29 protein-coding genes are annotated in these 23673 nt (G+C 71.4%); 15 read left to right on the forward strand and 14 right to left on the reverse strand.

Annotated elements, in window-relative coordinates:
- Positions 1–35 precede the first annotated feature (35 nt).
- The 3 genes from ACTFAP_RS18470 to ACTFAP_RS18480 all read left to right on the forward strand — a co-directional run bounded on the left by ACTFAP_RS18470 (position 36) and on the right by ACTFAP_RS18480 (position 2962).
- Positions 36–1052, forward strand: a complete 1017-nt coding sequence (locus tag ACTFAP_RS18470; RefSeq protein WP_495681576.1) for a LysR substrate-binding domain-containing protein — start codon at positions 36–38, stop codon at positions 1050–1052.
- 85 nt (positions 1053–1137) lie between these two features.
- Positions 1138–2286, forward strand: a complete 1149-nt coding sequence (locus ACTFAP_RS18475; RefSeq protein ID WP_400010143.1) for an adenosine deaminase — start codon at positions 1138–1140, stop codon at positions 2284–2286.
- A gap of 340 nt (positions 2287–2626) precedes the next feature.
- Positions 2627–2962: a hypothetical protein gene (locus ACTFAP_RS18480; RefSeq protein ID WP_390117653.1), complete on the forward strand. Its 336-nt coding sequence runs from the start codon at positions 2627–2629 to the stop codon at positions 2960–2962.
- A gap of 149 nt (positions 2963–3111) precedes the next feature.
- Here the strand turns inward: ACTFAP_RS18480 and ACTFAP_RS18485 are convergent, their stop codons facing one another.
- From ACTFAP_RS18485 to ACTFAP_RS18500, 4 genes are all read right to left on the reverse strand, one after another.
- Entirely contained in the window at positions 3112–3759 is a 648-nt protein-coding gene (locus ACTFAP_RS18485) for a VanZ family protein (protein ID WP_400010142.1), read from the reverse strand.
- A gap of 89 nt (positions 3760–3848) precedes the next feature.
- Positions 3849–4505, reverse strand: a complete 657-nt coding sequence (locus ACTFAP_RS18490) for a hypothetical protein (RefSeq protein ID WP_500466895.1) — start codon at positions 4503–4505, stop codon at positions 3849–3851.
- Positions 4502–6187 carry an ATP-binding protein gene (locus ACTFAP_RS18495; RefSeq protein ID WP_500469494.1) on the reverse strand — a complete coding sequence of 562 codons (1686 nt, stop codon included), beginning with the start codon at positions 6185–6187 and terminating at the stop codon, positions 4502–4504. Before ACTFAP_RS18495 ends, ACTFAP_RS18490 begins: the two co-directional genes overlap by 4 nt.
- Complete coding sequence (locus ACTFAP_RS18500) at positions 6085–6762, reverse strand: response regulator (protein ID WP_385603886.1); 678 nt, start codon at positions 6760–6762, stop codon at positions 6085–6087. The genes ACTFAP_RS18495 and ACTFAP_RS18500 overlap by 103 nt, the downstream gene beginning before the upstream one ends.
- Before the next feature lie 172 nt (positions 6763–6934).
- On the opposite strand from ACTFAP_RS18500, the gene ACTFAP_RS18505 reads away from it, so the two are divergent.
- Entirely contained in the window at positions 6935–7705 is a 771-nt protein-coding gene (locus tag ACTFAP_RS18505) for a SigE family RNA polymerase sigma factor (protein ID WP_390117648.1), read from the forward strand.
- Positions 7706–8074: 369 nt separating this feature from the next.
- Here ACTFAP_RS18505 and ACTFAP_RS18510 read toward each other — a convergent pair whose 3' ends face one another.
- Genes ACTFAP_RS18510 through deoC form a run of 5 tightly spaced genes read right to left on the reverse strand, consistent with a single transcriptional unit; the run spans position 8075 to position 12395 of the window.
- Complete coding sequence (locus ACTFAP_RS18510; protein WP_495681578.1) at positions 8075–8338, reverse strand: type II toxin-antitoxin system prevent-host-death family antitoxin; 264 nt, start codon at positions 8336–8338, stop codon at positions 8075–8077.
- 44 nt (positions 8339–8382) lie between these two features.
- Complete coding sequence (locus ACTFAP_RS18515) at positions 8383–9048, reverse strand: uridine kinase family protein (RefSeq protein WP_495681579.1); 666 nt, start codon at positions 9046–9048, stop codon at positions 8383–8385.
- Positions 9049–9077: 29 nt separating this feature from the next.
- Entirely contained in the window at positions 9078–9989 is a 912-nt protein-coding gene (locus ACTFAP_RS18520; protein WP_495681580.1) for an aldehyde dehydrogenase family protein, read from the reverse strand.
- Positions 9982–11418, reverse strand: coding sequence for an aldehyde dehydrogenase family protein (locus ACTFAP_RS18525; protein WP_400010133.1), 1437 nt, complete (start codon positions 11416–11418; stop codon positions 9982–9984). The genes ACTFAP_RS18520 and ACTFAP_RS18525 overlap by 8 nt, the downstream gene beginning before the upstream one ends.
- 26 nt (positions 11419–11444) lie before the next feature.
- Positions 11445–12395 carry a deoxyribose-phosphate aldolase gene (deoC, locus tag ACTFAP_RS18530; RefSeq protein ID WP_400010491.1) on the reverse strand — a complete coding sequence of 317 codons (951 nt, stop codon included), beginning with the start codon at positions 12393–12395 and terminating at the stop codon, positions 11445–11447.
- Between the two features lie 127 nt (positions 12396–12522).
- On the opposite strand from deoC, the gene ACTFAP_RS18535 reads away from it, so the two are divergent.
- From ACTFAP_RS18535 to ACTFAP_RS18545, 3 genes are all read left to right on the forward strand, one after another.
- Positions 12523–13032: a SigE family RNA polymerase sigma factor gene (locus tag ACTFAP_RS18535; RefSeq protein WP_495681581.1), complete on the forward strand. Its 510-nt coding sequence runs from the start codon at positions 12523–12525 to the stop codon at positions 13030–13032.
- Between the two features lie 171 nt (positions 13033–13203).
- Positions 13204–14157, forward strand: coding sequence for a hypothetical protein (locus tag ACTFAP_RS18540; RefSeq protein WP_495681582.1), 954 nt, complete (start codon positions 13204–13206; stop codon positions 14155–14157).
- A gap of 53 nt (positions 14158–14210) precedes the next feature.
- Positions 14211–14849: a PH domain-containing protein gene (locus ACTFAP_RS18545; RefSeq protein WP_495681583.1), complete on the forward strand. Its 639-nt coding sequence runs from the start codon at positions 14211–14213 to the stop codon at positions 14847–14849.
- A 661-nt stretch (positions 14850–15510) separates the two neighbouring features.
- Here the strand turns inward: ACTFAP_RS18545 and ACTFAP_RS18550 are convergent.
- On the reverse strand, positions 15511–16128 hold the full coding sequence (locus ACTFAP_RS18550) for a TetR/AcrR family transcriptional regulator (RefSeq protein WP_500466896.1): 618 nt from the start codon (positions 16126–16128) through the stop codon (positions 15511–15513).
- A gap of 112 nt (positions 16129–16240) precedes the next feature.
- Here ACTFAP_RS18550 and ACTFAP_RS18555 point away from each other — a divergent pair, with 112 nt between their 5' ends.
- Positions 16241–16873, forward strand: coding sequence for an NAD(P)H-dependent oxidoreductase (locus ACTFAP_RS18555; RefSeq protein WP_495681587.1), 633 nt, complete (start codon positions 16241–16243; stop codon positions 16871–16873).
- Between the two features lie 67 nt (positions 16874–16940).
- On the opposite strand, the gene ACTFAP_RS18560 is transcribed toward ACTFAP_RS18555, so the two are convergent.
- Complete coding sequence (locus ACTFAP_RS18560) at positions 16941–17306, reverse strand: DoxX family protein (RefSeq protein ID WP_500466897.1); 366 nt, start codon at positions 17304–17306, stop codon at positions 16941–16943.
- A gap of 108 nt (positions 17307–17414) precedes the next feature.
- Here ACTFAP_RS18560 and ACTFAP_RS18565 point away from each other — a divergent pair, with 108 nt between their 5' ends.
- Positions 17415–17810, forward strand: coding sequence for a winged helix-turn-helix transcriptional regulator (locus tag ACTFAP_RS18565; RefSeq protein ID WP_500466899.1), 396 nt, complete (start codon positions 17415–17417; stop codon positions 17808–17810).
- A gap of 40 nt (positions 17811–17850) precedes the next feature.
- Entirely contained in the window at positions 17851–18735 is an 885-nt protein-coding gene (locus tag ACTFAP_RS18570; RefSeq protein ID WP_500466900.1) for an SDR family oxidoreductase, read from the forward strand.
- Here ACTFAP_RS18570 and ACTFAP_RS18575 read toward each other — a convergent pair.
- The 3 genes from ACTFAP_RS18575 to ACTFAP_RS18585 are packed head-to-tail and all read right to left on the reverse strand — an operon-like array spanning position 18727 to position 19507.
- Positions 18727–19083 carry a hypothetical protein gene (locus ACTFAP_RS18575; RefSeq protein WP_495681591.1) on the reverse strand — a complete coding sequence of 119 codons (357 nt, stop codon included), beginning with the start codon at positions 19081–19083 and terminating at the stop codon, positions 18727–18729. The genes ACTFAP_RS18570 and ACTFAP_RS18575 overlap by 9 nt on opposite strands.
- Positions 19080–19334: a hypothetical protein gene (locus tag ACTFAP_RS18580; protein WP_495681592.1), complete on the reverse strand. Its 255-nt coding sequence runs from the start codon at positions 19332–19334 to the stop codon at positions 19080–19082. The genes ACTFAP_RS18575 and ACTFAP_RS18580 overlap by 4 nt, the downstream gene beginning before the upstream one ends.
- A complete protein-coding gene (locus ACTFAP_RS18585) occupies positions 19331–19507 on the reverse strand; it encodes a hypothetical protein (protein WP_500466901.1) in 177 nt (58 codons plus the stop codon). The genes ACTFAP_RS18580 and ACTFAP_RS18585 overlap by 4 nt, the downstream gene beginning before the upstream one ends.
- A 135-nt stretch (positions 19508–19642) precedes the next feature.
- On the opposite strand from ACTFAP_RS18585, the gene ACTFAP_RS18590 reads away from it, so the two are divergent.
- The 5 genes from ACTFAP_RS18590 to hemC all read left to right on the forward strand — a co-directional run bounded on the left by ACTFAP_RS18590 (position 19643) and on the right by hemC (position 23506).
- Positions 19643–20476, forward strand: a complete 834-nt coding sequence (locus ACTFAP_RS18590; RefSeq protein WP_500466902.1) for a helix-turn-helix domain-containing protein — start codon at positions 19643–19645, stop codon at positions 20474–20476.
- Positions 20469–20684 carry a DUF397 domain-containing protein gene (locus ACTFAP_RS18595; protein WP_500466903.1) on the forward strand — a complete coding sequence of 72 codons (216 nt, stop codon included), beginning with the start codon at positions 20469–20471 and terminating at the stop codon, positions 20682–20684. Before ACTFAP_RS18590 ends, ACTFAP_RS18595 begins: the two co-directional genes overlap by 8 nt.
- 321 nt (positions 20685–21005) lie before the next feature.
- Positions 21006–22025, forward strand: coding sequence for a porphobilinogen synthase (locus tag ACTFAP_RS18600; RefSeq protein ID WP_500466904.1), 1020 nt, complete (start codon positions 21006–21008; stop codon positions 22023–22025).
- Positions 22026–22172: 147 nt separating this feature from the next.
- The gene (locus ACTFAP_RS18605) at positions 22173–22553 is read left to right on the forward strand and encodes an O-methyltransferase (RefSeq protein ID WP_500466905.1); all 381 of its coding nucleotides are present in this window, start codon (positions 22173–22175) and stop codon (positions 22551–22553) included.
- Positions 22554–22570: 17 nt separating this feature from the next.
- Positions 22571–23506: a hydroxymethylbilane synthase gene (hemC, locus tag ACTFAP_RS18610; RefSeq protein ID WP_495681599.1), complete on the forward strand. Its 936-nt coding sequence runs from the start codon at positions 22571–22573 to the stop codon at positions 23504–23506.
- Positions 23507–23673: the final 167 nt, after the last annotated feature.

The following is a 23673-nucleotide window of genomic DNA, read 5'->3' on the forward strand; positions in this document are numbered from 1 at the left end:
ATGCGCTGGTGCATCAACGCAGGTGGTGGGGGTCCATGTCATATCCGGGCAACGGAAAAGACATCCGTGTAACAAGCGCGGTCGGGGGTACGGCGGCGGGCGCCGACGTACCGCCCGAGGCGTGGGCCGCGCTGCTCAGCCCCCGCCTGGCCCAGTTCGCCGCCGTCGCCCGGCACGAGCACATCACCCAGGCCGCGCGCGAACTCGGCGTACCGCAGTCCACGCTCAGCCGCGCCATGGCCCGGCTGGAGGCCGACCTGGGGGTGGCGTTGCTCGCCCGGCACGGCCGCAACGTCAGCCTCACCCCGGCCGGCCGGGCCTTCGCCCGCTCCGTGGAGCGCTCGCTCGGCGAGATCGGCCGCGCTGCGGAGGCGGTGCGCGCGGACGCCGATCCGGCGGCCGGCAAGGTGGCGTTCGGGTTCCTGCACACCATGGGTCCGGAAACCGTACCCGCCCTCATCCGGGAGTTCCGCGAGGACCACCCCCGGGTGCGGTTCGCGCTCGTCCAGAGCTACGGCGAGGACATGATCGAGCGGATGCGGCTGGGCGAGCTGGACCTGTGCCTGACCTCCCCGATCCCCGAGGCCCCCGACCTGGTGACCCGGCGCCTGGACGAACAGCGGCTGTTCCTGGTCGTACCGGCCGGGCACCGGCTCGCGAACCGCAAGCGGGTGCGGCTGGCCGAGGCGGCTGACGAGCCGTTCGTCACCCTCGAACCCGGGTACGGACTGCGGAAGCTGACGGATGTGCTGTGCGCGCGGGCCGGGTTCATACCGAAGATCGCCTTCGAGGGCGAGGAGCCGGAGACACTGCGCGGCCTGGTCGCCGCCGGGCTCGGGGTGGCGCTGCTGCCGCCGCCCATGGTGCCCCGGCCCACCGCCCGGGATCTGGTGGTGACGGCGCCCCGGGCGGTGCGCGAGATCGGTGTCGCCTGGCTGGCGGGGCACCCCGACACCCGGCCGGTCGCCGACTTCAAGCGGTTCCTGCTGGGGCGGCGCGGCCGGTTCGCGGGCACCGGCCGCATGGAGCCGGACGCGGGGCGGGACGGATAGGCGCGGGGTGGCCCGCCCGCCCCGCGCTGCCGGGACGGCGGGTTTCCTCCCCCTCGTCTACGCGCGTAGGCGCTACAGTGCCGGGATGACTCAGAGCTCTGCGCCCCGCCACGCCCCGGTGCCGAACCGGGAACAGATCCTGCGCGCCCCCAAGGTCCTGCTCCACGACCACCTCGACGGCGGGCTGCGCCCGGCCACCATCGTCGAACTCGCCGCCGAGCAGGGCTACGACCGGCTTCCGGACACCGACCCCGGCAAGCTGGCGGTCTGGTTCCGCGAGGCCGCCGACTCCGGCTCGCTGCCGCGCTACCTGGAGACGTTCGCCCACACCTGCGCCGTGATGCAGCGCCGGGACGCACTCGTCCGGGTGGCGGCCGAGTGCGTGGAAGACCTGGCGGCCGACGGAGTGGTATATGCGGAGATCCGGTACGCCCCCGAGCAGCATCTGGAGGACGGGCTCACCCTGGAGGAGGTCGTCGAGGCCGTCAACGAGGGGTTCCGGGAGGGTGAACGGCGCGCCGCCGCGGCCGGCCACCGGATCCGTACCGCCGCGCTGCTCACCGCCATGCGGCACGCCGCCCGCGCGTTCGAGATCGCCGAACTCGCCAACCGCTACCGCGATCGCGGCGTGGCCGGCTTCGACATCGCGGGCGCCGAGGCCGGGTTCCCGCCCACCCGCCACCTGGACGCGTTCGAGTACCTCAAGCGCGAGAACAACCACTTCACCATCCACGCGGGCGAGGCGTTCGGGCTGCCCTCGATCTGGCAGGCGCTCCAGTGGTGCGGCGCCGACCGGCTGGGCCACGGGGTGCGGATCATCGACGACATCGAGGTCGGTGACGACGGCGCGGTGCGGCTCGGGCGGCTGGCGGCGTACGTCCGTGACAAGCGGATCCCGCTGGAGATGTGCCCGACCTCCAACCTCCAGACGGGGGCGGCGCCCTCGTACGGCGAGCACCCCATCGGGCTGCTGCGGCGGCTGCGTTTCCGGGTGACGGTCAATACCGACAACCGGCTGATGAGCGATACGAGCATGAGCCGTGAATTCGAGCACCTCGTACGGACGTTCCAGTATTCGCTCGACGATCTTCAGTGGTTCACGGTGAATGCGATGAAGTCGGCGTTCATTCCTTTTGATGAACGTCTGGCGATGATCAACGAGGTGATCAAGCCGGGATATGCCGCACTACGCTCCGAGTGGCTGTTCCCATCGGCGTCGGAGAACCCTGCCTGACCTGGCCGGATGGTGACGTGCTGCGGCGTGTGGGCCTGCGGCGAAAGGCAGTTGATCCGACCGGTGGGCGGGACGCGCGAGACATTTCGATCCTTTGCGGCGCGGGCTTCCAGTGGCTACGTTCGCCCTCGGGCCCTAGGCCGCGTCTGACCCATCCCGCCTGGCCCGCGACGCCTGGCACGGCACCTCGCTGCGTTGTCGAATCGCCCGAATAACCCGCTATGAGGGCGACTCTCTGCCTTGCGATGCACCGCACCAGCCGCCGCGGGCCTGACCGGCGCTCTGTGTCGGACACGGCCCAGCCGCTGACATCCCACCCCACACAAGGACGTAGTGACTCATGAAGCACACCACCGTGAAGACCCTGGGTGCCGCCGCCGTCGGTGCCGCGCTCGCCGCCACCGGTGCGGGTTCCGCCCACGCGCTGGGCGAGGAGCTGGTGGCCGGGACCACCGGTCAGGTCGTGAAGGCCGTGCCGCTGGGCGAGGTGGCCGGTGGTCTCACCGGTAACGGCGAGAACGCCGCCGCCGGCCTCCAGGAGGTCACCAAGCCGCTGAACGGCACCACCGACGCCAACAGCCTGCTCGGCGGCCAGGGCGATGTGCTCAACCAGGCCACCAGCGGTCTGCTCGGCGGGCTGCCCGCGGGTGCGCTCAAGGGCGGGCTGCTCGGCTGACACCCGGCGCCCCCGCTCCCCGCTCCCCGAGCCGGGACACCGGGACGCGCACGAAAGAAGGGCCGTACCCCCAGCCGTGGGGTGCGGCCCTTCTCGTTCGTGGTGCCGCGCCGCTGCCGTGCTGCCGCGCCGCCGTGCTGCCCTCCACGCTACCGCGCGCCGGGGGCGAGTCCGACCCGGTGGGCGGTACCGCGCCGCGCCTCGGGCCGCCGGAACGGCGCGGCCGAACCGATCGGCGCCGGCACGGCGTCGGGTTCGGGACGCGGGGACGGCGAGGGCGGAGTGGTGTCGCGCAGCAGCAGGTCCCGCAGCTTCCCATAGCACAGCAGATGCGTGAGGGTGACCCCGCCGGCGTTCAGCAGCAGCGAGTCCACATCGGCGACCCGGGTGGGTTCCAGCGACTGCATGAGTTCGATCCCGAGCGAGATCATCGCCGCCGCGAACACCGTGCGGAAGAGCGAGACGAAGCGGGTGCCGCCCAGCCGCCGGCCCAGCAGCGGCAGCAGCACCCCCAGCGGGGCGAAGACCCCCAGGCCCGTGCCGATGGTGCGCAGCGCCTGCCCGGGCCCCGCCGCGAGGTCGGCGCGGATGGTGGCCAGCGGCTCCAGATTGGGCGGCGACACCCACATCACGGACCGCGGGCGCAGCATCAGCCAGCCCACGACGGCGAGATACACGGTGAGCAGGACGAAGGCCACCACCCGAACCCTCGGGTCGACCTTCTGGTCGCGGATCTCGCCGCGATGACCGCTTTCGCGCTTGGCACGCCCCGCCGGGCCGCCGTGATGACGGTGCACGGATTCCAGGACGCCCCTGCCCCCCGGTACGGTTCCCCGCGCTCGATGTGACCTGCGCGGCCCACCGCGAGTGGCCCACCACGGGCGGCCTACAGCGAGCGGCCCACCGAGGGCGCCGACTCGGGGCTGTGCCGCATCGCCGCGCTGCACGGGTACGTCTGCGGGCGCGGGTCGGGGGAGTCGGCGGGGCCGCCCAGCACCACGGCGTGGCCGTTGCCCAGGCCCTCCACCCCGGCGAAGGTGCAGATGATCTGCGCGAGGGCGAACGCCGGCAGTTCGCTGGGGCGCTGGCTCAGCCGCAGGACCGTCTCCGGGTCGTCGCCGACCGGGCCGGAGACGGCGAGATCCAGGGGCACGGCGCTGGTGAACCCGGCCGCCTGCTCGTCCCCGCCCGGGTCGTTCTGCAGCTCGGTCAGCAGGACGGTGGCCATCCGCAGCCGGTCGGAGCCGACCGCCGCGGTGTCCACGGTGCGCGAGACGGCCTCCACCCGGGTGCCGCAGACCAGGAACACCTCGGCCCCGCCGGTGAGTACCGTCCCGTCGGTGCCGGAGGTGTCCATGGTGGTGTCGCAGCTCGCGCGCGAGGGGGCGGGCCCGGCGTCCACCGGCACATTGGTGGAGCGGATGCCGCACCCGGTGGCGCCGGCCAGCGCGAGGAGCGCGGCGGCCGTACCGAGCGCGGTGGTCCGTCCCGCCCGCCGGGTGCGCCGCGTCCGCCGCCGTGTGCGTTCCGTACCTGCCCTCACCTGCTGCGTTCCTCTCCCGGACGGCCGCCCTCGGCGCCGCCGCTGTCCCCGTCGTCCCCGTCGTCCCCGCTGTCGGTGTCCGTGTCCTCGTCGTTCTCGGGGGGCTGGCGCGGCAACCGCAGGGTGAACACCGCGCCGCCGCCCGGGGCGTTCGCCGCCGAGATCTCGCCGCCGTGCAGATGGGCGTTCTCCAGCGCGATCGACAGCCCGAGACCGCTGCCCTCGGACCGCGGTCGCGACGCGCTCGCCTTGTAGAAGCGGTCGAAGACGTGCGGCAGCACCTCTTCCGGGATGCCGGGCCCCTGGTCGGCGACCTCCACCACGACATCGTCGCGGCCCAGCGCCTCGTCACTCTCCTCGCGCACCGAGACGCGTACCGACCGGCCGCCGCCGTGCTTGAGGGCGTTGCCGATCAGATTGGCGAGGATGACGTCCAGGCGGCGCGGGTCGAGCCGGGCGGTGATCGTGCGGTCGGCGTCCAGCTCGACCGCGTCCAGCCAGGCGCGGGCGTCGATGCAGTGGGTGAGCTGATCGGCGATGTTGACGTCGTCCAGGACCATCTTGGCGGTGCCCGCGTCGAAGCGGGTGACCTCCATCAGGTTCTCGACCAGGCTGTTGAGGCGGCGGGTCTCGCTCACCACCAGCTGGACGGCCGGGGCGATCATCGGGTCGAGGCTGTCGACCTCTTCCTCCAGCACATCGGTGACGGCGGTGATCGCGGTCATCGGGGTGCGCAGTTCGTGCGACATGTCGGCGACGAAGCGGCGGCTGGCGGCCTCCCGGGCGCGCAGATCCTCCACCCGGCGCTCCAGGGACTCCGCGGCGGCGTTGAACGTACGGGACAGCTCGGCCAGTTCGTCCGCGCCGCGCTCCTCGAGACGGGTGTGCAGCTTGCCCTCGCCCAGCCGCTGCGCCGCGTTGCTCAGCCGGGCCACGGGCCGCAGCACCGTGGTGGCGGCGGCCTGGGCGAGCAGCGCCGAGCCGATGACGGCCAGCGCGGTGGCGATGCCCAGCGACCAGGCGAGCGAGTTGAGATCGTCGCGCTCCGGTATGAGGGAGGCGAGCAGATAGCCGGTCGGGCCGCCGTCGATGACCTGCGCGCCGCCGATGAGATACGGGTCGCCGTCGATCTCCACCCGCTGCCAGTACAGGTGGTACGGGGCGTCGGTGTCATCGCGCCGCTCGTGCACCGCGTCGACGAGCGAGGCCGGCACCATGTCGAGCCGGAAGCTCTTGGGGGCGGTCTCGATGACGCAGTCGCCGTCCTCGCCGCCCCGGTCGACCAGCACCACCTGATAGGTCTGGTTGCCGCTGGTCATGATCGTGCCCATGTCGCGCAGCATTTCGCAGGCGGGATCCTCGGGGAGCCCGCCCGCGCCGTCGCCCAGCGCCTGGGAGAAGTCCTTGAGGGCCGAGTTCTGCGCGCGGGTGAGGACGGCGTCACGGTTGAGCCAGTACGCGATGCCGGACACCGACACGGCGGCCACCAGCGCCACCAGCGCGAACACCGTGACCAGCCGCAGCCGCAGCGAGGTGAGCCGCAGTGCGCTCCGTATGAGCCTGCCCCTGGCGCGCCGTGTCACGAAGGAGCGTCCAGCCGGTAGCCCACGCCGCGCACCGTGCGGATCAGCTTCGGGGAGGACGGCACGTCCTCGACCTTGGCGCGCAGCCGCTGGACACAGGCGTCCACCAGGCGGGAGTCACCGAGGTAGTCGTGCTCCCACACCAGGCGCAGCAGTTGCTGCCGGGACAGTGCCTGGCCGGGGCGGCGGCTGAGTTCGAGCAGGAGCCGCAGTTCGGTGGGGGTGAGCTGGAGGTCCTCGCCGTTCTTGGTGACGGTCATGGCGGCGCGGTCGATGACGATGGCGCCGAAGGTGGCCGCGTCGTGGGACTCGCGCTCGCCCCGCCGCATGACGGCGCGGATCCGCGCGTCCAGGACGCGGCCCTGGACGGGCTTGACCACGTAGTCGTCGGCGCCCGATTCGAGGCCGACGACGACATCGATGTCGTCGCTGCGCGCGGTGAGCAGGATGATGGGCAGCTGGTCGGTGCGGCGAATGCGACGGCACACCTCAAAACCGTCGATTCCGGGCAGGTTGACGTCCAGAACGATGAGATCCGGCCGCTGTTCCCGCAGCAGCGTGAGGCCGTCCTCGCCCGTCGCGGCGGTCACCACCCGGTGCCCCTGGCGGGACAGGCTCATCTCCAGGGCGGTACGTACCGCCTCGTCGTCCTCGATCAGCAACAGGAAAGCCACGCGGCTCATTGTGGCCTATGGACCCCGGAGAGTTCGACCGTGCGTTCCCGGAAGAGGGCGCGGGCGCCTGTGACACCGCTGTGACAGTTGGGGGACGGCCCCATGAAACTGGCCGGGCAATGTATTCCCCGACACACCGAGTACGGCACGGCGACACGATGGGGGCAGCGGGATGAGCGCACTGCACAGCATCAGCAACACGGCAGTCATCGGTACGACGCGCGCTCGCACCTCCGTGGTTCCCGTGCGGTGCGACGTGACGGGGAACACGTCGTCCGGCGCCGCGAACAGGCTGGGGGGTCATCGCGGCACCGGTCATCCGCGCCCGGCGCACCTCAGTGCGGTGGACGCGGTGGGGGGGAAGACGGGGGAGACCGGGGGGAACGGGGGAACCGTGCGGGGAGCGCGGCGCGAGGGGGTCACGGAGGCGGAGTTCACCGCCTACGTGCGAGAGCGCCGCGCCTCCCTGTACGCCACCGCCTACCACCTCACCGGTGACCGGCACGAGGCGGAGGACCTGCTCCAGAGCGCGCTGCTGTCCACGTACCGCGCCTGGGAACGCATCACCGACAAGGCGGCGGTCGGCGGCTACCTGCGCCGCACCATGACCAACCTGCACATCAGCGCGTGGCGCCGCCGCAAGCTGAACGAGTACCCGACCGAGGAACTGCCCGAGTCCCCCGGCGAGTACGACACGATGCGCGGCACCGAACTGCGCACCGTGCTGTGGCAGGCGCTGGCGCGGCTGCCCGAACAGCAGCGCACCATGCTGGTGCTGCGCTACTACGAGGGTCAGACCGACCCGGAGATCGCGGAGACGCTGAACATCAGCGTCGGCACCGTCAAGAGCAGCATCTGGCGCACCCTGCGCCGGCTGCGCGAGGACCGCTCGCTGAACATGGGGCGGGACGTGGAGGAGTCCTTCGGCGAGCTGGTGGCCTGAGGCAGCGGGGGACACGGGGGAACGCGGGGAAACCCGAGGGAAGGGGGGAACGGGGGAACACGGGGGAAAGAGCGGGGTCCGGTGCCTGGGGGGCGCCGGACCCCGCTGAAGTCGGTGAGCGCTCAGGGCACCCAACCGAGCGTCATGACGCCGATGCTGATGGTCGACTCTTCGATCTCGTGGATGACGCGATAGCGACCGATATGGATACGGCACAGATTGTCGGAGCCGTACGGGGTGCTGCCGTCGGGCCGGGGCTCGGCCGCGGGGAGGTTGACGGAGGCGAAGACCTGCTCCAGGCCCTCGGGGTCTTCCTTGAGGAAACGCGCTGCTGCGTTGAGCGCCCCTCGCTCCCGTCGTTGCGGTAGGTCACTCGCCGCTTTGTCCGTCCAACCCGAGTCGTCGGCGAACTTCCTCGTGAGGGATGAGTTTCAGCGTGCCTGCGGCTTTCCGGCGCTGGTAGTCGGACACGGCCAGCGCGTCTTCCAGGTCTGCCAGGTCCTGGGGATTGATGAGTATGGCGGCGGCATGACCGTGGTCGGTGATGGTGATGCGCTCGTGAGAATGCGCGACCCGGTGGATGAGCGTGCCGAACTTCGCGCGGGCTTCCGTCATCGCATAGGTGTCACTCATGCCCAGGAGGTACACAATCCCACGCTGGGTAATACCTCGATCACCTAATCAGCGACGGCGGTTGCTGACAGCCGCGCGATGCGCGCCCGCGCCTCGTCCCGGCCGCAGGGGTGGGCGCCCTGCTCCACGTGCCGGGCCACGATCCGGCCCTCCGCCCGCATGAGCTTCCACCCGCGCCGCAGCAGGAACACCAGCGACTTGCGCGACTCCCGCACATCGCGCACCAGCCGGCGCCGGAAGGTGGTCAGCGGCCGGTTGCGCAGACACAGGGTGTCCGCCGCCAGGCCCTCGCGCCGGCACCGCTCGCTGATCTCCGCCGCGAAGATCCCCTCCGCGATGAACAGCGGCGCGCCGCCCAGGTCGAGCGGCGCGCTGCCGGTGAGCGCGGAGGTGGAGATGTCGTACACCGGGACCGTGGCGCTGCCCGCCGCGCACAGCCGGCGCACCGCCTCCAGCGCCGCCTCCGCGTTCCACGAGGCCGGGTCGTCCCAGTCCGTGCCGGAGCCGTCGGGCAGCGGCGGCAGGGTGGGGTCCGTGCCCTCCTTGTAGAAGTCGTCGAGCCGCAGCACCGGAAGCCCGGAGCGCACGGCGAGCCGGGACTTCCCGGATCCGGAGGGGCCGGTCAGCAGGATGACCCGGGCCCGGGGTCCGGGCTCCGGATCCGCCTGCGACGTGGGGGGTATCGGCGGCGTCTGCGGCGTAACGGTCACGGGACCCCATTGTCCCGTATGCGCGCCGTTCAGACGCCGATGGGGTGCCAGACGGTCTTCGTTTCCAGGAACGTCAGCAACCGCCCGGTGCCCGGGTCGGCCGCCCAGTCCTCGTCGGCGGGCCGCAGCACGCGCTTGAGGTTGTCGGCCGCCGCCGTCTCCAGCTGGGTGGCCAGCGCGGTGTCACCGGCCGCGCCGGTCAGATCGATCGCGTTGACGTCCTGGTGCGCCGCCAGCGGCACGCCCAGCTCCGCCGTGTCGCCGGAGAGGATGTTGACGACCCCGCCCGGTACGTCGGAGGTGGCCAGCACCTCGGCGAACGACAGCGCGGGCAGCGGCGCCGCCGCACTGGTCACCACCACGGCCGTGTTGCCGCCCGCGATCACCGGCGCCAGCACGGACACCAGGCCCAGCAGCGAGGACTTCTGCGGCGCCAGGACGGCCACCACTCCGGTGGGCTCGGGCACCGAGAGGTTGAAGAACGGCCCGGCCACCGGGTTGGCGCCCCCGGCGATCTGGGCGATCTTGTCGGTCCAGCCCGCGTACCAGACCCAGCGGTCGGCCGCGGCGTCCACCGCCGCCAGCGCCGCCTCCACCGACAGCCCCTCGGCGTCGGCGACCTCGGCGGCGAACTGCTCGCGCCGCCCGGTCAGCATCTCGGCGACCCGGTACAGCACCTGGCCCCGGTTGTAGGCGGTCGCGCCGGACCAGCCGGCGAACGCCTTGCGGGCGGCGACCACCGCGTCGCGGGCGTCCTTGCGGGAGGACTGGGGGGCGTTGGCCAGCCAGCCGCCGCGGGAGTCGGTCACCTCGTACACCCGTCCGCTCTCGGAGCGGGGGAACTTGCCCCCGACGAACAGCTTGTAGGTCTTGAGCACGCTCAGCCGCGCGGGAGCCGGCGCCGCCTTCGCGGTCTTCTTCTTGTCGGACCTGTCAGACATTGAGGTACGCCTCCAGCCCGTGCCGGCCGCCCTCGCGCCCGAAGCCGGACTCCTTGTAGCCGCCGAACGGCGACGCGGGATCGAACTTGTTGAACGTGTTGGCCCAGACGACGCCCGCCCGCAGCTTGTCGGCCACCGACAGGATCCGCGAGCCCTTCTCCGTCCAGATGCCGGCGGACAGCCCGTACGGGGTGTTGTTCGCCTTGGCCACCGCCTCCTCGGGGGTGCGGAAGGTCAGCACCGACAGCACCGGGCCGAAGATCTCCTCGCGGGCGATGCGGTGCGACTGCTGGACCTCGGTGAACAGCGTCGGCGCGAACCAGTAGCCCTGGGAGGGCAGTTCGCACGAGGCGGGCTGCCAGCGCCCGGCGCCCTCCGCCTCACCTGCCGCCGCCAGCTCCTGGATGCGGGCCAGCTGCTCGGCGGAGTTGATGGCGCCGATGTCGGTGTTCTTGTCCAGCGGGTCGCCCACCCGCAGCGTCTCCATGCGCCGCTTGAGGGCGTCCAGCAGCTCCTCCTGGATCGACTCCTGGACCAGCAGCCGCGATCCGGCGCAGCACACATGGCCCTGGTTGAAGAAGATGCCGTTGACGATGCCCTCGACGGCCTGGTCGATAGGCGCGTCGTCGAAGACGATGTTCGCGGCCTTGCCGCCGAGTTCGAGGGTGAGCCGCTTGTGGGTGCCCGCGACCGTACGGGCGATGGCCCGCCCGACCTCCGTCGATCCGGTGAAGGCGACCTTGTCGATGCCGGGGTGGGCGACCAGTTCGGCGCCGGTGGAGCCGTCCCCGGTGAGGATGTTGACGACACCGCGCGGCAGTCCCGCCTGGCGGCAGATGTCGGCGAAGAACAGCGCCGACAGCGGGGTCGTCTCGGCCGGCTTGAGGACGACCGTGTTGCCGGTGGCCAGCGCGGGCGCGACCTTCCAGGCCAGCATCAGCAGCGGGAAGTTCCACGGGATGACCTGGCCCGCCACTCCCACCGGGCGCGGGTCGGGCCCGAAGCCCGCGTACCGCAGCTTGTCCGCCCAGCCCGCGTAGTAGAAGAAGTGGGCGGCGGCCTGCGGCAGATCGGTGTCGCGGGACTCCCGGATCGGCTTGCCGTTGTCGAGCGACTCCAGGACGGCCAGCTCGCGCGAGCGCTCCTGGATCAGCCGCGCTATGCGGAAGAGGTACTTGGCGCGTTCGGCGCCGGGCAGCGCCGACCAGGGGCCGAACGCGGTGCGGGCGGCCCGTACCGCCGCGTCCACGTCCGCCGCCCCGGCGTGGGCGACCTCGGAGAGCTGCTCCTCGGTGGCGGGGGAGTGGGTGGGGAAGACCTTGTCCTCGGCGGCGGGCCGGAACTCGCCGTCGATGAACAGGCCGTAGGAGGGTGCGATGTCGACGACGGCGCGCGACTCGGGCGCGGGTGCGTACGCGAAGATGCTCATCTGTTGGGGTGTCCTTGCGTCCTCGGTCAGTCGACGGTGACGTAATCGGGGCCGCTGTAGCGGCCGGTGGCCAGCTTCTGACGCTGCATGAGCAGGTCGTTCAGCAGGCTGGAGGCGCCGAGCCGGAACCAGTCGGGGGACAGCCAGTCAGGACCGGCGGTCTCGTTCACCAGCACGAGGTACTTGATGGCGTCCTTGGTGGTGCGGATTCCGCCGGCCGGTTTGACCCCGATCTGGCGGCCGGTGGCGGCACGGAAGTCGCGCACGGCCTCCAGCATGAGGAGGGTGTTGGGGAGGGTCGCGTTGACGGATACCTTCCCCGTCGAGGTCTTGATGAAGTCCGCGCCGGCCAGCATCGCCAGCCAGGAGGCGCGGCGGATGTTGTCGTAGGTCGACAACTCGCCGTTCTCCAGGATCACCTTCAGATGGGCGGGCCCCGCGGCCTCGCGTACGGCGGCGATCTCCTCGAAGACCTTCAGGTAGCGACCGGAGAGAAACGCGCCCCGGTCGATGACCATGTCCACCTCGTCCGCGCCGGCGGCCACGGCGTCGCGCGTGTCGGCGAGCTTGACGGGGAGGGCGGCGCGGCCGGCCGGGAAGGCGGTGGCGACGGAGGCGACCTTGAGGGGCGTACCGGCGAGCGCTTCCTTGGCGATGTTCACCATGTCGGGGTAGACGCAGATGGCGGCAACCTGGGGTACGCCCGGGTCGCTCGGCTCGGGCCGCGCGCCCTTGGCGCACAGCGAGCGCACCTTGCCCGGGGTGTCCGCGCCCTCCAGGGTGGTCAGGTCGATCATGGAGATGGCCAGATCGATGGCCTCCGCCTTCGCGGTGGTCTTGATCGAGCGGGTGCCGAGGGTGGCGGCACGGGCTTCCAGGCCGACCGTGTCGACTCCTGGCAGGCCGTGCAGGTGGCGGCGCAGGGCCGCGTCGGAGGCGGTGACATCCGCGAGGGCGGCGGGGGCGGTGGGTGGCATGCTCACCAGACGAGCATATCTACGCGCGTAGTGGGAGGCCACCCCCGCATCTGCGGATTCCTTCCGCACGGCGGGCAACCGAATCGCCGCACATGGTGGTCGAGGGGGTGGAAGGGGTGGTCCGGAGATGAGGCCCGAGGACGAGGAAGAGTTCCAGGGGTTCGTGCGCAGCCGCTGGCCCAGGCTGGTGCGCACGGCCTATCTGCTGACGGGGGACGCCCACCTGGCAGAGGACGTGGCGCAGAACGCGCTGACCAAGGTGTACCGCTCCTGGCACCGGGTGCGCTCCAGCGACAACCCGGACGCCTATGTCCGGCGGGTGCTGGTGAGCGCCCACCAGGACCGGTTCCGCAAACGGCGGGTGCGGGAGCACCTGACGGATCTGCCGCCGGATGTGCTGGCCGCGCCGGACGACCTTGCGAGGGCCGATGAACGGGCGATGCTCTCGGAGGTGCTGTTGAAGCTGCCGAAGCGCCAGCGTGCGGTGGTGGTGCTGCGGTACTGGGAGGACCTGTCGGAGGCCGAGGTCGCCGCCGCGCTCGGCTGTTCGGTCGGCACGGTCAAGAGCCAGTCGGCGAAGGCGCTGGCGAAGCTGCGGCTGCTGGTCCGGCCGGGGCTGCTCGCGTCGCTGCGCTGAGGGCGTGCGCCGCGTCGGGGGGCGCGGCGCCCGTGGGTGCCCTGCGGAACGGGCCGGGGCGCAGGCCCGGGGATCACGGCCACGCGTGAAGACAAGGCATGAGCAAGACATGAGTCCAGGAGTGAGGCCAGGCGTGAGCACACGCCTGAGGGAGAGGGAGAGTGAGCCGGAATGAACGACCGGGAAGACGACACCCCACTGGAACGCCGGCTGCGGGAGCTGCTGAACGAGCGGGCGGAACGGGTGGCCCCCTCCGAGGCCCCCCTGGAGGCGATCGCCCGCAACGGCAGGGCCGCCCGGCAGCGGAGCAGAGTGGCGCTGGGCGCCGGTCTCGCGGTGCTGGTGGCCGTGCCCGGGTTCGCGCTCGCGGCCCAGGGGAGCGGGTCGGGCGGCTCCGGAGCGGATACGGCCGTGCAGCCCGCGGGGCCCCCGGCTCCCTCGGAGCCCGAGACGCCGCAGGAATCGGGAGGGTCTCCCCCTGACCAGGACCAGGACCAGGAGGAGGGCCCGCTGCCCCCGTCCGATCCGCAGCGGCAGCTGCTGGACGGCATCACCCTGGAGCAGGCGGCCGCCATCCTGGAGCGCTGCGTCGAGGAGGCGTACGCCGACCAGCCCGACCCCGGCAGGGTGCAGACCTCCATTGAGAACCCGAGCATCGAGGACCTGCGCATCGTGCTCGCCTGGGAGAGCCAGGGCAACGAGAACCAGGGCCCCGGCCCGTGGCGGCGGGTGCTGGCGGTGACGGACGACCCGACCTCGGCCGATCACCACCAGATGACCTGCACGGCCGACCCGGACGGCAACTTCTCCGGGGTGCAGGGCAGCGCGGGCGCTCCGCCGGAGCGGGATGTGCCGGTTGTCCCGGATTCCAACGCCTCCCGCCACTACGCGGGCGACGAGTGGACGACGCCGTTCCGCTGGGCGCACTACGGCGAGATCTCCCCGGAGGTCGCGCGGCTCACCGTGACGTACGCGGGCGCCACGGAGGAAGCCGCTCTGGAGTCCGGGTACTTCGCGGTCGCCGGCATCGCCGAGCAGTCACCGGACGGCGAACCGGTGATCAAGGCGTACGACGAGGGGGGCGAGCTGATCCACGACTCGCGGACCGACAGCGTTGTCCCGTAGCGCGAACCCCCTCGGAGGCCGGAAAGCGGCGGGTGTCCGGCAGAATCGGGGGCATGACGAGTGAGCCCCCCCAGTACGCCGACCGCGTCTACCGTTCCGGTTCGGCGCTCGCCGCCGGTGTGCTGCTGATCGGCCTGGCCGTCTGGCTGGGAGGCGACGCCATCCTGCGCGGGGACGGACGGACGCCGGTGGTCGCGGCGGCGGCGCTGCTGTTGTTCGTGCCGCTGGTCTCCGCGTTCACCTTCCGCCCGGCGGTCTTCGCCGGCGCCGAGCGGCTGCGGGTGCGCAACCCCTTCCGTACCGTGGTGGCCCCCTGGGCCGCGGTGGAGAGCGTGAAGGCCGCCTACTCGTGCGAGCTGCGGGCCGGCGGTGCCACCTATCAGCTGTGGGCGATCCCGGTGTCGCTGCGTGCCCGTGGCAAGGCGACCCGTCACAACGAGCGCCTCGCCGCCGGCGAGGAGCCGCGCGGCGGCATGTTCGGACTGGGCGGCCGTGACCGGATCGGCCAGGACGCCGACCAGCCCCGTACCGCTCCCTCCGACGTGGCGGTGGCGGAGCTGCGCGACCTGGCCGAGCGCCACGCGGGCGACCCGGCCGCCCAGGGCGAGGTCACGGTGCGCTGGTCCTACGAGACGCTCGCCCCGGCGGCGGTGGGCGCGGTGGGCCTGCTGATCCTGTGGATCACTGGCTGACCGTCCCTCCCGGACGGAGCGGAAGGACGCCGAGGGGCATGGCGCCGGGCGCCGCGTCCTCCCGCACGCCGACACGGGAGCGTCCGCCCGGAGCCTTCCGTACGACCTGAGATCATCCGCCTCATCGACGGTCATGCAGATGGCCGTTCCCGGCAGGGCGTTCAGGGCGGCGTGGGACCCGACGATGACCATTGCCCTGGTCTTGGTGGTCAGTTGGACGCGCCAGACCTGGCCGTGGGCGAGAGGGGTCACGCGATGTCCTCGCCGAAGATGCCGGCCAGTTCGTCGGTGTCGTCCGCCGCTCGCGCACGCCAGGCGCGCACGGCGGAGGCCGTGTCCCGCAATTGCTAGGAACGCAGGGCGTGTTCGACGTAGGCCGACAGGTTCCCACCGGATGCGGCGCGAGCATGGGCGACAAGATCGGCCGGGAGGCTGACCGTCGTGCGCGTACGAGTCGTCATAGGGAAGAGCATGCATCCGTGCGCGGACCGAGTGACCTCTGTCGGGGCGTCGGCGGGCCCACGCGAGGGTAGTGCTCCTGAGGTGGGCCGTCCCCGTGCCGTGGGCTGGCGAGAGCGGAACGGCCGGGGCGGCGAGCGGCATGACGAGACGACGCGTGCGGCGTACGTGTTCCGCCCCGGTCCGCCCTGTCGGGTGTCGCTCAGCGCATGACGCGTTCGATCAGGGCCTGCCAGCCGTCGCCGAGGAAGCGTTCGAGCTCGTGGGCGTCCGGCGGATTCTCCGCGTCCCACAGCCGGGAGGCCGGAAGCAGCAGCGGGCCCTCCAGGGCGGCGGTGAGCTGGAGGGACAGGGCGGTCAGGCCGGGGCCCTCCATCCGGGCCTGGCCGAGCAGCGTGCGGATGTGGAGCTGGGAGACCCCCGGTTCGCCGGGTGGCATGGACTGATGGCGTTCCATGCTGGCCCGGGCGAGGGCGTGGTGATCCAGGATGAACGCGATCCGGGCCCGGCCGTACGCGATGAGGCGCTCGGCCGGGTCCGCGCCTGGGCCCAGGGGCGGGGGGCCGGAGAGCACCTGTTCCTGGAAGTGCCGCTCGTCGGCGTCCAGCAGCGCCCGGAAGATGCCCGCCCGGGTGCCGAAGCGGCGGAAGACGGTGCCCTTGCCCAGGCCGGCGCGCTCGGCGAGGCCGTCCATCGTCACCTTGTCGGCGCCGAGCTCCGCGAGCATCTCGCGGGCGGTGCGCAGCAGGTGCTCACGATTGCGCACGGCGTCGGCGCGTTCGGCGCGCGGTTTCCCGAAGGGGACGAGAGAGGGGTCCACGGAACCAATCTACCGCCCGGGGAAGATAACCGGGGTGAAGTCCGTTTATAGTGATCCCAGGCCGCGGTCGATCGCCACCGCGGGCCGCCCGACCCTGCGAGGAAGCCACCCCATGAACCTGTTCCGTCTGGACGCCAGCATCTTCCCCAGCACCTCCGGCAGCGCCGAGATCGCCGACATCGCCGAGGCGCAGTGGACCGCCGCCCATCCCACCGCCGCCGTCACCCGCCGCCACCTGGGCACCGACGCGCTGCCCGCCGACGCCTGGGTCACCGCCATCACCGCGGGCTTCACCCCCGAGGCGGACCGCAGCGCCGAGCAGCGCGACGCCGTCGCGCTGGGTGCCACGCTCGCCGCCGAACTGGAGAACGCCGACGCCGCCATCCTGGCCGTACCGCTGTACAACTACGGCGTCTCGCAGCACTTCAAGACCTGGGTGGACCTCGTGATCGCGGGCGCGGGGCCCACCACCCCGCTGCTGAAGGGCACCCCCACCGTGCTGGTCACCACCCTCGGCGGTGGCTACGGCCCCGGCGCCCCGCGCGAGGGCTGGGACCACTCCACCCCGTACCTGCGGCGCGTCCTCGCCGACATCTGGCAGGCCGACCTCACCGTCATCAAGCGTGAACTCACCCTCGCCGCCACCACCCCGGGCATGGAGAGCCTCAAGGACCTGGCCGAGGAGCAGCACACCCAGGCCCTGGCTGCCGCCCGCGAGGCCGGGCAGGCGCTCGCCGGGAGCTGACCGCGCCAGGGGTGGGACGGACCGGCGCGGCCCGCCGTCCCACCCCCCTGAGCTGCCGCCCACCGGGTCACAGCCAGACGGTCCCCAGCCAGCCCGCCGCGCCCGCCGCCACCAGCAGCCCGATGTTGAGCCCGATCAGCCGGGCCTCGCCGCGCGACAGATGCACCACGATGCCCCCCACCTGGACCAGGAACAGCCCGATCGCGGAGGCGAGGGCCAGCCACGGCGCCACCCCGGTCAGCGGCGGAAGGATCAGGCCCACCGCCCCGAGCACCTCCAGCGCCCCGATGGTCCGGACGGCCGGCATCGGCACCCGGTCCACCCACCCCATCATCGGCCGGAGCTGTTCCTGGCTCTGGGTGACCTTCTTGCCCCCGGCGTAGAGGTAGAACACGGTGAGCAGCGCGGCGACGATCCAGTAGGCGACGGTCACGAGAACCCCTTGCGGCAATAGTTACCGGACGTAAGTTGCCTCATCGTGAGTCACTATGGATCGGCTTACAAAAGGCACACGGATGTGCGCTACGCACAGGGGGCTGTCATGTCGCAGTACGAACACACCTGCATGATCCGGGGCGACGGCGGGCGGACGATCCGCGCCGTGCTCGACCGGATCTGCGACAAATGGACGCTGCTGATCGTCGCGACCCTGGACGAGGGCTGCCTGCGCTTCACCGACCTGCACCGGCAGATCCCCGGCATCTCCCAGCGCATGCTCACCCTGACCCTGCGGAACCTGGAGCGCGACGGACTGGTCTCCCGTACGGCCTACGCGGAGGTTCCGCCGCGCGTGGAGTACGAGCTGACGCCCACCGGCCGCAGCCTCATCCCGCCCGCGCTCGGCCTGGCCGGCTGGGCCATGGAGCACATCGAGGAGATCGAGGCCAGCCGGGAGGCGTACGGCGAGCGTCCGGGTGCGGGGGCCGCCGGCGCGTGACACGATCCGCGGAAACGGCGGGTGACCGGGAGGTTCTGTCATGCGGGTGTTCGTCACGGGGGCGTCCGGCTGGATCGGCTCCGCCGTCCTCCCCGAGCTCATCGGCGCCGGACACCACGTCCTCGGCCTCGCCCGCTCGGACGCCTCGGCCGCCACCGTCGCCGCGACGGGCGCCGACGTCCTGCGCGGTGACCTGAACGACCCGGTCGTCCTGCGCGCCGGGGCCGCCGGCTGCGACGGGGTCATCCATCTGGCGTTCGTCCACGACTTCACGGACTTCGAGGGCGCGATCAGGGCCGACGCGCTCGCCGTCCAGGCACTCGGCGGGGCGCTGGAGAACACCGGCAAGCCGTTCGTCGTCACGGCGGGAACCCCGGCCGTGGCCGGTCGGGTGGCCACCGAACGCGACACCGCGGAACCCGGTTCCATGGCGGCGGGCCGCGAACAGAACTCCGCCCTCGCCCTCGCCACGGCGGACCGCGGCGTCCGCTGCGCCGTGCTGCGGCTGCCCCGTTCCGTGCACGGCGCGGGCGATCGGCACGGCTTCGTCGCCCAGCTGGCGAACATCGCCCGCGAGCGGGGCGTGGCGGGCTACGTCGGCGACGGCTCCAGCCGCTGGCCCGCCGTGCACGTACGGGACGCGGCCCACCTCTACCGGCTGGCGCTGGAGAACGCCCCGGCCGGGAGCGTGCTGCACGCGGTGGGCGACGAGGGGGTGCCCACCCGCGACATCGCCGCCGCCATCGGCGGCGCGCTGAACCTGCCGACCGCGTCCGCCCCGCGCGAGGACTTCGGCTTCCTGGGCCCGCTGCTCGCCCTCGACCAACCGGCCTCCGCCACCGCGACCCGCGAACTCCTCGGCTGGGAGCCGGTCGGCCCCGGCCTCATCGAGGACATCGACCAGGGCCACTACGTGTCACCTTGATGTCCACCACAGCGCGGCGGCCGCCGCTACGGCAGCGGTCGTCACCGTGCAGGTGACGGCGAACCGCCCCGCCCGGAACGTGGCCCGGCCGACCGCACGGGCGGTGCGCCCGATCGGCGGCGGAGGAACGGGATCGGGGTAGGTGCGCACCCACTGGGCGAGATGCCCCGTGCAGGTCTCACAGGCAAGGAACGGCGCGTGCCGACCGCCGCTGATCACCGGCCCGAGCCACTTCACCGGCGCGTCCCGCCGCCGGCACATCAGACAACGGCCGCGCTCGGTCCACCCGGTGAGGAAGTGCGTGCTCGCCCACACTTGGAGCGAGGGCACGGGAGTCGTCGAACTCATCGGTCCTCCCTCCGGCGACGGTACGCACGCGGCGGGGGCGGGCTGAGCCGCGTCACGGTCAGCGCGGAACGGCAGTGCAGCGTGAGGATCTCGCCTGTCGCGAACCGGAGCTGTTTGGCGCCGTTCGGCAGCCCGTTCAGATCGGCGACGGTCAGCGTCCGCCCGCCCAGGGTGACCGTGTCGCCCACCCGCACACTGTCGGCCGTGACCTCGACGGCGCGGTTCCACCCGCTCTCCTCGACGCCCCTCACGACGTCTCCCGACGAGGACGTTCGTTCGGCCGCTCGTAACCGACATCCTTGAGATGCTGCCGGACCTCGTGGAGCAGAACGTCCAGCGGATCGGTCAACTCACCTGAATTTTCGGGCACTTCACCCTCTTCCGGGTCGGGTGGAGGAAGGGGCGTGGCCGTTGCGTTGGCCATGGGGATCACCTGCCGTAACTCATTGCTGTCGGCTGTGTGCGTCTGGTTGCATCATTGCCAAGCGAACGGCATTTGTGCACGTTGCTCCTGTCACTAATCGTGATGAGCGACATTGGTTGACGCCAGGGAGGGCGGATGGTGGAAGCAGCCAGCGAAGAGGACGAGCTGACGCCGGAGGGGCGTCTGGGGCGCCGCGTTCGGCAGATGCGAGAGCAGCGAGGCTTGTCGCTCCGTGGGCTGTCGAAGGAGGTGAGCGGCTACTCGTACAGTTACATTCACCGAGTTGAACAAGGGAAGCAAAAGCCGTCGACGGCGTTGGTGAGGGCGCTGGACGATTTTTTCGGCACTTGTGGTGCCCTGGCGGAGATCTATGGCCTGTCACAAGAGATGCAGGTAGCTCATTACAGCCGTGAGATCGTCAGGCGAGAGCAGGAAGCCATCCGGATTCAGGTATTCACCAGCAGCCACATCCCTGGGCTGTTGCAGACGGAGGGCTATGCGCGGGAACTCTTCCGCTCCGGGCGTCCCGGTGCGCCCGAGAGTGAAGTGGAGGCGATGGTCGCCAGTCGAGTGGACCGACAGTACATCTTCGCCCGGCTGGAGCCGCCGTACTACTGGGCGGTGATGGATGAGGCCGCTTTGCGTCGGGCCCCGCACGACAGAGCCATCATGCGGGGTCAGCTGGGGCACATCCTGCGATTTGCGGAGCAAGCACACGTGACGGTGCAAGTGTTGCCCTTCGAGGAGGGATTGCATCCTGTGCTGGGAGGGAGCATCACCCTGCATATGCTGCGCGACGGGTCAACGGTGGGCCTGGTGGAGAGTTTCCGAAGCGGCGACCCCGTAGAATCTCCCAAGCGGATCGTCGAACTCTCCCAGCGATTTGACCTGGCGCGTTCCATGGCCCTTCCCGAGAACAAGTCTCTCGATCTCATCCGCGCATACTTGAAAGAGTACGAAGATGGCTAACATTCCTGACGCATCGGCGCTGCCTGGCTGGCGGAAGTCGAGCTACAGCGAGAACGGAGACGGGGGCTGCATCGAAGTGGCCGATGGCCACCCCGGTGTGAAGCCTGTCCGCGACTCGAAGAACCCCGCCGGTCCGGCGATCGTTTTCACCCTGGGCGACTGGTCCCGCTTCGTCTCCGCCGTCAAGGACGGCCAACTCCCCCTCTGAACAGCGCACTCGGCCCCGTACCGGACACCGGTACGGGGCCACCGTGTTTCAGGGGGAAACATCCTGTGACACGGGATCAACCCGGTGCGCGGTGCGCGGTCACCCGCGCCCCATCCTGGCGGGCGAGGCACGGACGCGGCGGGAATTCGCGGAGTCTCTCCCGGGCCTCTGGGTCAGGTGAGGGGCGGTCAGTGCGCGTCGTCGCCGGGATAGCGCATCGCGCGGCAAGGGCGCGCGGGAGCGTTCGTTTCGCTTCCTGCGCGCCACATGTGCCACGTGCGCCCTGTCTTACCGACACACTGTTGGTATCTACTCTCCCTCATGACAGCGACTGACCGGCTCGCGCCCATACCTGCTCCTGACGGTGTGAACCCGTTGCGGGCCCGAGCAGCGGTGCGTGACCTGTACGCCCGGCCGACGATCACTCCGGGCGACTTGAGCGCGCCCCTCCTCGTCCTGCCGAACGACGGTCCGGCGGCATCAGAACTGCCCGGCGCGGTTGCCGTCGGCGACATCGCGCGGACCGTGCGCCGCTGGTGGGGCCTGGGCATTCACGGCGTCAAGCTGTTCGCAGCCGGTCATGACCGGGACGGCCAAGCTTCCGGTGCACTGCTGCCGGGCAACCGGATGCTGGCCGGGATCGAGGCCGTCAAGGCTGCGGAGCCCGGCATGGCGGTGACGACCGAGGTGTGCGGCTGCTCGTGGACCGACCACGGCCAGTGTGTGCTGCGCCGCAGTGACGACGGCCGTATCGACCTGGGCGCCACCTTTGAGCTCATGGGGACCATGGCGGTGCGGCACGCGGACGCGGGCGCCGACGTTGTATCGCCGACGGCGATGCTCGACGGCTCGGTCCGCGCGGTCCGCGTCGCCTTGAACGATGGCCACCGTGATGTGGGAGTGAACCCGAATGTGGCCCTCCACACTGTGCTCTACGGCCCTTTCAAACAGCTGATGGGCACCAACCCCGTTGCCGGGCACCGCCGTGGTCTCCAACTGGAGTCGGGTCGGGCCGACCGCGATGCCCTGGTCCAGGCCCGCCAGTGGGTGACGGAGGGCGCGGACTCGCTCACACTCCAGCCGGTGATGACCGCGATGGACGTGCTGGTGCGGCTCCGAGCCGACCAGCAGGTGCCGCTCGTCGCCTACTCGACGAGCGGGGGAGTGGGCCGCGCTCCGGCAGCTGGGCCCGGCCGGCGTGGTGGAGTACCACGCGGCGCTGAAGCGGGCGGGTGCGGATGTGATCTTGTCCTTCGCGGCCGAGGAGGTCGCCCGGCGCTTGGAGGAAGGCCGTGGATGACAGGCCCTGGCAGCGCCCCGCTGTCCTGGACGCGATTCTGACCGACGCGTCGGGGATGGGCTTCCGGATGTCGTGTGAGGCGCGGACCGGTTCGCTGTTGGCAACCCTCGCCGCCTCCAAACCGGGCGGTCGGTTGCTGGAACTTGGCACCGGCGTGGGAGCCGGAGGCGGCGTGGCTGCTGCACGGCATGACCGCGACCGCCGAGCTGGTGAGCGTTGAGACGGACCCGCGGATTCAGGAGGTCGCGGCCCGGCACCTCGATGCAGACTCGCGGGTCACGTTCGAACAGGGCGGCGCGGACGAGTGGTTGGACCGGTACGACGGACCTCCGCTCGCGCTTGCATACGTGGACTGCCGGCCCGGCAAGTTCCACCGCCTGGGGGACCTGCTTGACCTGCTGGAACCGGGCGGCCTGTACGTGGTGGATGACCTGCTCCCGCAAGGCACCTGGCCGGACGGCCATCAGGCGAGGGTGGATGCCTGGCTGGCACGTGTGCCATCTGAGTCGAAGATTCGTTCCACGCCGATGTGCTGGGCGTCCGGACTGCTGATCGGTTCAAGAATCTGACGCCATATCATTTCTGGATGGCACCCGCTGAGCTGATCCGTATCGTCTCCCGGTCCTCGCCCATGGCGCTCGCCCAGGTGGAGCGAGTGCGCGCCGAACTGGCCGCCCTTCACTCGGACATCCGCACGGATGTTGTGCCTGTCACGACCTCCGGTGACCGGTGGATGGGCGACCTCGCCGCGCTGGGGGGCAAGGGGGCGTTCACCAAGGAGGTTGACGCGGCGCTGCTGGCCGGGGAGGCGGATCTGGCGGTGCATTGCCTCAAGGACATCCCGGCCGACCGGCCGCTGCCGACCGGTACGGTGTTCGCCGCCTACCTCGCCCGCGATGACATTCGCGACGCCCTGATCCACCCGGGCGGCCGGACGCTGGACCAGCTCCCGGCCGGTACCCGTATCGGAACCTCTTCCGTACGGCGGATCGCCCAACTCGCTGCGACCCACCCGCACCTGGAGACCGTGCCGATCCGTGGCAACGCCAACAGCCGCCTCGCCAAACTCGCCGCCGGTGAAGCGGACGCACTGCTGCTCGCCCTCTCCGGCCTGGAGCGCATCGGCGAAACGCCGAGGATCACCGAGGTGCTGAGCCCTGACACGATGTGCCCGCCGATCGGGGCCGGCATCCTCGCCCTGCAGTGCCGCGAGGACGACACCAGCACCATCGACGCGGTGGCCGGTCTCGGCCACCGGGACACGTGGCGCGAGGCCACAGCCGAGCGGATGTTCCTTCACGTCCTCCAGGGCCACTGCAATTCCCCGATCGCCGGCCACGCCCATGCCGAACCGGACGGTCGCCTGTCGCTGCGCGGCCGGGTCTTCTCGCCCGACGGCAAGCGCATTCTGGACGCCCACGAGTGGGCGGGCTCGCTCAGCCCGGAAGACCTCGGTACGGCCACAGCGCTGGCCCTCAAGCGGCAGGGCGCAGCCGAACTGATCGAAGCAATCCCGCACTGACCCAACCGGCGGGCTTCCCAGACCTTCAGGCTTGCAACTGCTGCATGAGGTGCAGCGCACGCGCGCCAGGGCCCGGCGAGCCGAGCGCGTTACGGACCTCAAGGAGAGGCTCCTGGCGTTGTAGGTGGCGCCAGGCCCCGAAGGGGCGTTCCTCGCTCGGCGCGGTG

The organism is Streptomyces sp. PH9007 (assembly GCF_059813725.1).